We start from the raw sequence: 8,379 nt of genomic DNA, 5'->3' as shown, positions 1-8,379 counted from the left end.
TTCATCCAGTTTGCCGGCAAACCGGGTGCCAGCCATTACGGCGTGCCGTTCGACGCCGACGGCTTCCTCAACGCCGCCCCCATCGTGGAGCGCAAGCCGCAAGGCGAGACCCGGATCCTGGTCGTCGGCGATTCGACCACCATCGACGGCGGCGACATCGCCAACACCCTTCCCGGCCGCCTCGAACGGATCCTGCGGGCGGAGGGGCTCGACAGCGCGAAGGTCTACAATTTCGGGGTCATGTCGAGCTGCCTCACGCAGATGACGCACCTGATCTGGTCGCGTCTCGTGACCTACGCTCCCGACGCGATCCTCGTGCTCAGCGGCAGCACCGACCTGTTCCAGCCCTGGACCTACGATCCCCGGCCGGGCCATCCCTACAACGCCTTCATCACCCAGCGGCTCTACGACCATTTCTTCGACACGCACGATCCCCGGGCCCGCGAGGACGGTCTGTCCTACGAGGCGCTGATCACGCTGATCTACGAGGAGCTGAAGCGGCTGCGCGCCGAGGTGGGCTGGCAGAGCCCCGGCTGGGAGGATGCCATCATCCACCATTACGCGCTCGCGGCCCACCGGCTGACCAAGCTGTCGCACGACCACCAAGTGCCGATCCTCAGCGTCCTGCAGCCGACGATCCTGCGCAAGCGGCACCTCACCGAAGCGGAGCGCGGCGTCGCCTCGGGAGCGTTCCTGGCCTATCTCGACCGGCAATACGCCAAGCTGGAGGCCTTCACCGCGCAGCTCGCCGCGCGGCGCCCTTACCGGCGCACCTTCACGGCCCTCGACCTCAGCGGGATTTTTCGCGACCGGGAAGAGGGGACCTTCTACGACATCGTCCACTACGACGATCCCGCCCGCGAGATCGTCGCGACGCGGCTGGCTGTCGAAGTGCGGCGGCTGCTCGCGCAACCCCGCTCCCCCATGGGGCGGGTCCGCCGCTTCCTGACGGGCGGCCGCAGGCGATAGGGCCGCTGCGGCTCCGTCTCAGCCGGCGCTCAGCCGTTGAGCGGATGACGGAGAGCCCGGTTCCCGGAGCCGGCAAACGAGGCCCCGCCCCCGTCGCGGCGGCAACCGGGCATCGTCGAAATCTGCACACCGAAGAACATGCCACCGGCTTCCGGGCCCTGGTCGTCGGCAGGGCGGCCAGCCCTCCGAGGCCGGCAACTTCTGGATGCCGTATCTCAATTTTTTTCGCCCATTCGGAGAGTGTTTACGTTTTGCTGAGGATGGTCGATCTTCTCTAGGTTGTCGCAGTCCGAGAGGAAATCGTTCCGATGATCAGCTCCGAGGATCGGGCGGCCAAGTTCGAGCGCTTCAGACATATCCTTGAGGAGCCGTGGCACCAGTCGAAGACAGGAACATTTCCGCTCTTCACCACCGATCGCTCCTACGATCTCGAGACTTACCAGAGCGAGAGCCAGGGTAATCTCCCCGAAATCTTCACGCACTTCGTCGAAGTCCAGCCGGACAAGCTGTTTATGGACCTCGGATGCGGATATCGAGGCGACATCCTATTCCACAATGTTCTGAATGTGGAAGTCTACCCGAGCCGCTCGGCAGATCTCATCGTCGATCCGACCCGCCCGTACCCGATCCGATCCGAAACTCTGGATGGCATCGGCTGCTTCGCCGTCCTCGAACACACCCGACAGCCTTGGGTTGTCGTCCGGGAGATGCGGCGCATGCTGCGCAAGGGTGGGACGGTCTTCATCGACTGGCCCTTCCTGCAACCCGTTCACGGCTACCCGAGCCACTATTTCAACGCGACGCGGGAGGGGCTCAAGACCATCTTCGAGGACGAAGGGTTCGAGGTCGAGCTGTGCGACACGTTCGTCAACCAGACGGTCGCCTACACGGTCTCTTGGGTGCTGGGCGCCTTGAACCACCATCTGCCCGCCGAGATCCGGCCGGAACTGCTCAACATGACGGTCGGAGAGCTGATGGCCCTCGACGTTCAAGGGGAGCAGTGGCGCAGGTGGCTTGAGGCTTTGCCCGCATCCGCCCGGGAGGAGCTGGCCTGCGGAAACTCCCTGGTGGCCAAGAAGGCAGCCTGAGCGAAGAAGGCAGCCTGAGCGAGAAGGCAGCCTGAGGCGGCCGGACCGCCGTCGGCTCGGGGGACGGGCTCTAACCCTGTTGACCCGACCGCTTGACCCGGTGGGTGAAGATCACCGAGAGCCAGGGCACCACCGTGTGCTCGACCTCGATCGAGATCAGCACCTCGAGGTGGAGGGCGTAGGGTAGGGTGAAGCGGAAGCCGCAGCGGGCCTCCTCCATGGTGGTGGGGATGTCGCCGAGCACCGCCGCGATCACGTCCGGCCGGTGGACGTCCACGGGGATGCGCTGGACCTCGCCGTCCACCTCCACGACCAGGGTCGCCTTGGCGCGGCTCGCCGACACGACCCAGCCCGCCAGCACCACCTGCCCGTCCTGGATCTCGGCCCAGACCCGATCCTGCGGGGCTTCGAGGTTGGCGCGGGCGAAGGAATCCGGCAATTCGCCGTCGAGCTCGGCCACGGTGCAGCCGACCTCGTACTTCTCGAAGCCGCGCCCCTCGCCGAAGATCCCGGCGAATTCCTTCTGGTACTGGGCGATCCGGGCGTTCTTGATGTCCTCCGGCAGGCCCGACCACTGGCCCTTGGCCTGAACCGTGTAGACCGAGAGCAATTCGCGCAGGAACGCGATGCGCCCCTTGTCGGCGACGTAGAGGTTCATCAGCCAGTCGGCCGCCGACGCGTTCTCGTAATAGGCCTCCGGCACCCGGCGCAGGGCCTCGGCGCGGTAGAAGCAGCAGGAGAAATTGGCGGTGAGCGGCGAATTGGCCAGCACCGGGAAGCTGATCGTACCGGTCGGGTAGCGGCCCTGCTCGTCGTGCGGCAGGTAGGAGCCGGTGGCCGGGTAGTGGAGCAGCACCCAGTTGAAGCACATGTCGAGGCTGCGGTCGTTGCGCAGCATGCGCATCTGCATGGCGACCTTGCGGTCGGACAGCCAGTAATCGTCCGCCTCGCAGAAGGCGACGTACCGGCCCGTGCAGGCGGAGAGGCAGTCCTGCATGTTGCGCAGCATGCCGAGGTTCTGCGGACGGGGCCTGACGACGATCCGCTCCGGGTGGCGCGCCCGGTAGCTCTCGACGATCTCGGCCGTCCCGTCGGTGGACGTGTCGTCACCGATCACGACCTGCATCCGGAACAGCCCGCGCTGTCCCAGCACCGCGTCGAGGCAGCGGCCGATCTCGGCGGCGTGGTTGTAGGCCGTGACGATGACGCTGACGGTGAGTTGCTTCATCAGCCACGCGCGCAAGGCGTCCGGCTCACCGGACAGCGCATCGGGCGCGTCGAGGCCCATGTCGTGCAAGGCCGCGCGGGCGATGTCGGGATTGGCCTCGATCAGCCGTCCGAGGCTCGGGACGTCCTCCTCGTCGAGATAGGCCTCGGCCAGCCGGCGGAAGATCGATTTCTGCGCGGCCTCGTAGCCTGCCGCGTAGCGGCCGCCGAAATGGCCGCGCAGCTTGCGGAAGAACGCGATCTCGGAATTGCCGAGCTTCTTGTGCCGGGCGAGTTCGGTGGCGTAGGTCGCCCACATCCCGGCGGCGTGCTTGCGGTAGACCGCCATCACCTCCGGCAGGAAGCCGATGCGCCCGACCTCGGCATGCATCAGGTGGACGTACCAGTCGCCCGGGGCGATGCCCTCGTCGAACGCGAACGCCTCGGCACCGTGGTAGCGCCAGCGATAGAGCACGCTGTTGGTCTGGACGAAGTTGTGGGCCACGAGGTCGGACAGCGACGGCTGCGGGCTGCACTGCTTCGGGTACAGCTCCTCGACCCCCGGCATGTCCTCGTAGACCACCCGCACCCGATGGAAGCAGAGGGTGAATTCCGGGCGTGCCCGCAGGAAGTCGACCTGGCGCTGGAGCTTGCGCGGGTCGGTCCAGTAATCGTCGCCTTCGCAGATCGCCACGAACTCGCCGCGGCAGCGTTCCGTGAGGTCGGCGAAGTTCCTATTCGGGCCGAGGTTCTCGCTGCGCAGGACCGCCACGAGGTTGGGATGGCGCGCGGCGTACTCGGCGACGATCTCGGCGGTCCCGTCGGTGGAGCGGTCGTCGCCAACCAGCAGCTCGAAGGGGAAGTCCGTGGCCTGGCCGAGGATGCTGTCCAGGGTCTGCCGGATGAAGGCCGCCTGGTTGTAGGTGATGCACAGGACCGAGACGACCGGCCGGTTCCAGGCCGGTGCGGGCTGGGTCTCGGCGCGGGCCCGGATCCAGGCCGCGAAGGGATTGACGAAGCTGCCGTCGAAGGTCTCGTCCGGCGGCGCGGTGAAGTCGGCCCGGGGCCGGCGCCCGAGCCGGGCACCGTACTTCACGTAATGTTCGAGGGGCGACAGGTCGGTGAGACCCACGTCGGGATAGCGCGTCGCGTAGCCGATATGGTCGAACAGGCCGCTGGCGTAGATCGTCGCGAAATCGTCCTGCCACGGCTCGAGCGCCGGCGCGGCCTCTCCTGCACCGTCCTGCATCGATCAGATCCCTCGAACGCGCGTCAGCGGGCCGCTTCCCCAGACCGGACCCTCAGAGGGTGCTGGGGAGGCGCCCTTCCTCGGAGCCGTGGTTGTAATAGTGCTGCGTCGGATCGGCGCCGGCATTCGCGACGTCGTCGTTGCACGCGAGGTAGTACTGGCGGTCGAACAACCCGGAGGTTTCGAGCCATCCGAGCATCGTTGCCTCGGGTACGACGGGGGCACGATCGGGCGTGGCAGCGGCAGCCTCGCGGTAGAGATGCGCGAACCGGGCGATCCGGGCGGCCACCTCCTTGGCGGCCGGCCTGCGGACCGAGGAAGCGACGACGCTCGATTGCTCACCGGGGCGCCGGCGCTGGAGGTCGGCCTCGGCCAGACGCACCAGACGGGCGAGTTCGCCCTGGGCCTCCTTGAGCCGTGCCTGGGTCTCGGCGAGCTCGGCCCGCAGCGCTTCCACGTCCTCGCCCACGGTCGGCTCCGTCTCAGTCGCGACGCTCTCAGGAGCTGGCGCGCACGGGCGCGGCGTGAACGGCCGGGGACCGGCGCGACAGCGCGCTCCTGTCGGGTGAGGCGGGGTGATACGATTGCCCCCCAGACCGGTCAACCCTGAGGCATCGGCGCGCCCGGCCGCGTGTCAGCGCGGCATCAGCAGTCCGACGACGCGGCGCAACGCCAGGGCGTCCTGTACGGGGGAGGGGGCGGTGCGGAAGCCGCCCGCCGCCCCGGCCTCCGTCGACAGCCAGGCGGGCTGCGTCTCCGGGTCCGGAAAGAGCTGCCGGGCGACGGTTTCGATCGGCTCGCCGGTGAACCAGGGCGCATAGGTCGCGGTGAAGAACCGGAAGTAGACCGGCCAGTTCTCGGGCGTCGGTGCCAGCCGGTTGTCCGTCGCCCCCCGGGCGATCAGCGACATATAGGTCTTCAGCGCCGCCGATCCCTCGCCGTGCATCAGGTCGCCGGTGGATTTGAGCGTGTTGGTCGCATGGGTCCGGTAACGGAGGTGCGGGGTCGGCACGAAGACCGGCTCCACGTGGACCATGCAGCGGATGAGGAAGTCCCAGTCGTGGCACATGCGGTAGGCCGCGAAGGGGCCGACCGTCTCGTAGAGCCCGCGCGAGAAGACGAGGTTGCCGCTCGTCACCGCGATGTTGTGGCGGAGGAGCGCGAAGCCGACGGTCGGGCAGGCCCCCGCCTGGCCCAGGACGTCACGGTACCACGTGCGGACCGGGTCGTCCTCGGCGAGCCGGGCACCCGAATCGTCCATGAAGTCGACACCCGTAAAGGCGATGAAATCACCCTCCGGCGGCAGCGCGTCGCAGATCACCCGGAACCGGTCGGGGCCATAGGCATCGTCTGAGTTCAGGATGGTGAGCGCGTCGCCGCTGGCCTTGGACAGGCCGAGCGCGATCGCCGCATGCGCCCCACCGTTGCGGTCGAGCAGCGCGCACTGGATCCGGACCGGTCCGGCATAGCCCTCGATCGTCCGGGCGATGACGGCCCGCGACTCGTCGGTCGAGCAATCGTCGACGATGATCAACTCGTCGACCGGGCGGTCCTGATCCAGGACGGAGCGGATCGCCTGCGCGATGTAGGGCGCGTGGTTGTAGGATGGGATGACGACCGAGATCCGCCGCGCCGTCGGCGGGCGGGCTTCGGGCCGCGGGCGCGCGGACTTGGTCAGGAACCGCAACATCGGCGCGTGCACCTATCTCTGCGCGATCCGCCGGGCCGCGCCTCTACGCGGCATCGAGCTGTCCCCGAAGCAGGTCGAGGCGCGGCCGCATCTGCCGCTCGAAGCTGTATTCCCGCAGGATGGCGAGCCGGCCGGCCTCGCCGAGCCGCCGGAGCGCCTCCCGGTCCCCGGCGTAGAACTCGATCCGGGCGGCGATCCCGTCGGCGTCGCGCGTGATCAGCTCGAATTCTTCGCCGGGCAGCATGGCGGGGGTCCCGTCGAGCCGACGGTTCAGGGCAAGGGAATCGGAGAGGAACATCGCCACGCCGCGCAGGCCCGCCTCGACGCAGGATGTGGTCGGGAAGCCGTCGAAGGATCCGCGGCCGCCGTCGCGCTCCATCGGCGACTGGTTGGGCGAGATGACGATGTCCATGCCGGGATAGAAGTCCTGGAAGAACGAGGCCGGCTGCACGCCGTGGAAACGGACACGGTCGATCCGCGTGAGGCCGAGCAGGTCCGGCGTCCAGTCGCCGACATAGTGCCACTCGAAGCGCGGATCGTCCGCGTAGCGGCGGACGAGGTCGGTGAAGACGTCGCAGCCCTTCTCGATGCCGAACTCCGTATAGCGCTGCGCCACGAAGCAGATCCGGATCGTGTCCTGCAGCGGACGCCCGATCCGCGAGCAACGCGCGCTCGCCGCGACATCCCAGCAATCGGGCGAGACGGCGCCGAAGACGAAGGCGATCTGATCCGGATCGCACCAGCCCCGGTCGAGCAGGTAGTCGCGCTGCAGGGTATGGGTCGTGAGCACCTTGGCGAAGAGGCGATCGCCGAGCACGCGCCGGAGCTTGGCATCCGACACGGGATCGTTCGGCATGAAGCCGCCCCCCGGATAGAGGGTGAAGACGAAGCGCTCGGCGCGCAGGTCCGGGTTCGAGGCCAGCAGCACGGCGGCGTTGTGCAGGAAGGTCGTGTGCAGGACCTTGGCGCTGAGATCGTGGCCGGTGTTCAGGGCGCGCACCCGGCCGGCCAGGGTCGGATGCTCCGCCTCGAACTGCCGCACTTCGTCGAGGAAGGTCCGGTCCGGCCGGTAGCGGTCGATGTCGCGCAGCGACGAGGCGGCCCGGCTGTCCGGGATGGCGGACAGATAGGTGAGCAGCTCGCCGTAGCGGAACGCCGAGAACCGGGACGGGAAGCTCGAATCGACGAGGAGGAGGCCGGTTCCTCGGAGCCGGGCCGGCCGGATCGGACCCGTCACCTGCGGGTGGGCGGCCCAGGCCTGGTTGGCCGCCTGCCACGCTTGCGGCGCGAAATCCGGAACGGCACGGCTCTCGGCATGGAGCCGCTCGGCCTGGGTCCGGTCGCGGGCGAGGAGGTCGTGGAGGGCTCGGGTATGGGGGCTGGCATCGCCGAGTTCGAGGGCGAGGCGCGCCTGCTCCTCGGATTCCACGAGCCGGCCCCAGGTCCGGAAGATGACCGCGAGGCGGAACCGGAACAGGGCCGGATCCTCGCAGCCCACCGCCAGGGCGATCTCGTAGGCCGCCGCTGCGGTCCCCAGCCGGCCCAGCGTCTCGGCCTGGTAGGCGGCCAGACCGCACCGGGCGATCAGGCCGGCGCCCTCGACCTCCGCGGCTGCGCGGGCAGCCTCGAGCGCCCCGTCGCGCCGCCCCAGGGCGAGCAGCGCTCCGACGCGCACGAGGAGCGCCTGAAGGCCGGCGACCGGGCCGCCCGCCAGCAGCGCGAGCGCCGCCGCGGGATCGTTGGCGTGCAGCCGCTCGGACGCGGCCTGGACCCGTGCATAGGGGTTTTCTGGATCGTGGGTCAGCGCCGCCGCACTGGCCTCGGCAAGGGCGCGGCCTTCCAGGAGGTTGGGCAGCCGACCTTCCGGGGCCCCGTAATGGAGGTAGTGGCCCAGGGGATTGACCCCGGCTGCGGCGATATCGGGATAGAGGGTCAGATAGGTGCGGGTGCTGAACAGCGGACCGGGATCGAGCCCGATCGCGGCGCCATGGACGCAGTAATGCTCGGCCGGGCTGAGGCTGGCGGCCTCCGCGGCCGACACCTGCGCCCGGTAGAAGGCCGAATCGAAGAGGGGATTCGGATCGCGTTCGGAGCACCAGCCCTCGGCCGCGTAGGCTTCCGGCGTCGCGACGCCGCGGTGACCGTAGCGGCGGGTCACCGAATCCGCGTCGAACAAT

Annotated in this window: 4 protein-coding genes and 2 pseudogenes; 2 read left to right on the top strand and 4 right to left on the bottom strand. The window is 68.7% G+C overall.

The genetic code is table 11. The annotated features are described in order from the left end of the window. Positions 1 to 969: pseudogene (locus I53_RS03685) on the top strand (SGNH/GDSL hydrolase family protein); the annotation flags it as partial. 308 nt (positions 970 to 1,277) lie between these two features. Further along, positions 1,278 to 2,057: a methyltransferase domain-containing protein gene (locus I53_RS03680; protein WP_051044656.1), complete on the top strand. Its 780-nt coding sequence runs from the start codon at positions 1,278 to 1,280 to the stop codon at positions 2,055 to 2,057. Positions 2,058 to 2,127: 70 nt separating this feature from the next. On the opposite strand, the gene I53_RS03675 is transcribed toward I53_RS03680, so the two are convergent. From I53_RS03675 to I53_RS33665, 4 genes and pseudogenes are all read right to left on the bottom strand, one after another. Then, positions 2,128 to 4,512 (bottom strand): glycosyltransferase, encoded by a 2,385-nt coding sequence (locus I53_RS03675; protein ID WP_043346794.1) that lies wholly within the window; start codon positions 4,510 to 4,512, stop codon positions 2,128 to 2,130. A 52-nt stretch (positions 4,513 to 4,564) separates the two neighbouring features. Continuing rightward, entirely contained in the window at positions 4,565 to 4,981 is a 417-nt protein-coding gene (locus I53_RS03670) for a hypothetical protein (RefSeq protein WP_043346792.1), read from the bottom strand. Between the two features lie 165 nt (positions 4,982 to 5,146). Further along, complete coding sequence (locus I53_RS30305; RefSeq protein WP_051044655.1) at positions 5,147 to 6,202, bottom strand: glycosyltransferase family A protein; 1,056 nt, start codon at positions 6,200 to 6,202, stop codon at positions 5,147 to 5,149. A gap of 43 nt (positions 6,203 to 6,245) precedes the next feature. Continuing rightward, positions 6,246 to 8,379, bottom strand: a pseudogene (locus tag I53_RS33665) (hypothetical protein); the annotation flags it as partial.

Source organism: Methylobacterium sp. B1, from assembly GCF_000333255.1.
In the GTDB taxonomy this organism is placed as follows: Bacteria; Pseudomonadota; Alphaproteobacteria; order Rhizobiales; family Beijerinckiaceae; genus Methylobacterium; species Methylobacterium fujisawaense.
The sequence above is the reverse complement of the archived record's forward strand: the minus strand, read 5'-3'. Positions and strand labels throughout refer to the sequence as shown.